Here is a 1,533-nt window from a genome sequence, read left to right on the forward strand (position 1 = left end):
AACCTGTTTTCCGAGGCCATCGAGGTGGCCTTCGAATTCGAGGAAGTCGAGGACGAAAGCGGCAAGGTCGCAGGCCTGTTCAGCCGCGTGCTCGACCTCCTCGGTAAGAGCAAGGACAAGGAAGGCAAGGATGCCGCTCTATTCACTGAACTCGGCGAGGCCGTCGAGGCCATGGCTGAGCACGTCGCCGGCCAGGGCCAGGCCTTCGCTGCCGAGAAAGCTGCGCGCGAAAGCCTGCAAGCCAAGCACGACAAGCTGGCTGCCGACTTCTCGGCGCTGGTGGAAAAACTCGAAAAGACGCCAGCCGGCACCGGCCAGCAACCGCAGTTCACCGCTCGCCCCGCGGCTACGGGTGGTGACGGGACCCTCGTCACCGACTGCTGATCCCAACATGGACAACACCAAGCCAAGGAACATCGGAGAGCACCATGCGTAACGATACCCGCGTTCTGTACAACGCCTACCTGCAACAACTCGCCCAGCTGCACGGTGTGAGCGACGTCACCACCAAATTCACGGCAGCCCCAAGCGTTGCCCAGACACTGGAAACCCGAATTCAGGAGTCCAGCGCGTTCCTCAGCGCCATCAACGTGTACGGCGTCTCCGAACAGTCGGGCGAGAAGATCGGCATTGGCATCGACGGCACCATTGCCAGCACCACCGACACCACCGTCAAGGACCGTGAACCCCGCGACCCGAGCGCCCTGGACAATCGCGGGTACGCCTGCACCCAGACCAACTTCGACACCGGGATTCGCTACCAGAAGCTCGATCAGTGGGCCAAGTTCAAGGACTTTCAGGCGCGTATCCGTGACGCCATCATCAAGGCCCAGGCCCTCAACCGGATCATGATCGGCTGGAACGGCATTAGCCGCGCCGCGACCTCCAACTCATCCACCAACCCGCTGTTGCAGGACGTGAACATTGGCTGGTTGCAGAAGATGCGTCTGGAAAACGCGGCTCGCGTGTTGCATGAAGTGGTCGACGGAAGCGGCAAGATCCAGATCGGAGCGGGTAAGGACTTCGAAAACATCGACGCTCTGGTCGTGAGCATGGTCAACGAGTTCATTGACCCCTGGTACCAGGAAGACACCGAGCTGGTGGTGGTCTGCGGTCGCCATCTACTGGCCGACAAGTACTTCCCGATCATCAATAAAACCCAGGCGCCGACCGAGATGCTCGCGGCCGACATCGTCACCAGCCAAAAGCGCATTGGCAACCTGCCAGCCGTTCGGGTACCGCATTTCCCGGCCAACGGCCTGCTGGTGACCCGTCTCGACAACCTGTCGTTGTACTGGCAGGAAGGTACCCGCCGCCGCACCGTCGTCGACAACGCCAAACGCGACCGCATCGAGAACTTCGAATCGGTCAATGAAAGCTATGTGATTGAAGACCTGGGCTGCGCTGCCATGGCCGAAAACATCACCCTGAGCTGAGGCTGACGATCATGACCAACCCCTGCCGTCGTCACTTTCAACGCGTTACAGCAGCCATCGAAGCGGCTGCTGTCGCCGGGCCGGCCATGACCATGGA

2 protein-coding genes and 1 pseudogene are annotated in these 1,533 nt (G+C 60.9%); all 3 read left to right on the forward strand.

Translation table 11 applies throughout. From position 1 onward, the window contains the following. Nucleotides 1-384: GPO family capsid scaffolding protein (locus CAG11_RS32930; protein ID WP_143494897.1), on the forward strand; the 384-nt coding region annotated here is incomplete at its 5' end. A 44-nt stretch (nucleotides 385-428) separates the two neighbouring features. Then, nucleotides 429-1,436 (forward strand): phage major capsid protein, P2 family, encoded by a 1,008-nt coding sequence (locus tag CAG11_RS32935; RefSeq protein ID WP_085600868.1) that lies wholly within the window; start codon nucleotides 429-431, stop codon nucleotides 1,434-1,436. 11 nt (nucleotides 1,437-1,447) lie between these two features. Beyond that, nucleotides 1,448-1,533: pseudogene (locus tag CAG11_RS34650) on the forward strand (terminase); the annotation flags it as partial.

It is taken from the genome of Pseudomonas sp. B6(2017) (assembly GCF_002112765.1).
Lineage (GTDB): Bacteria > Pseudomonadota > Gammaproteobacteria > Pseudomonadales > Pseudomonadaceae > Aquipseudomonas > Aquipseudomonas piscis.

Coding starts and splice junctions, on each gene's coding strand:
- CAG11_RS32935 (WP_085600868.1), top strand. CDS start 429: ATGCGTAACGATACCCGCGTTCTGTACAACGCCTACCTGCAACAACTC.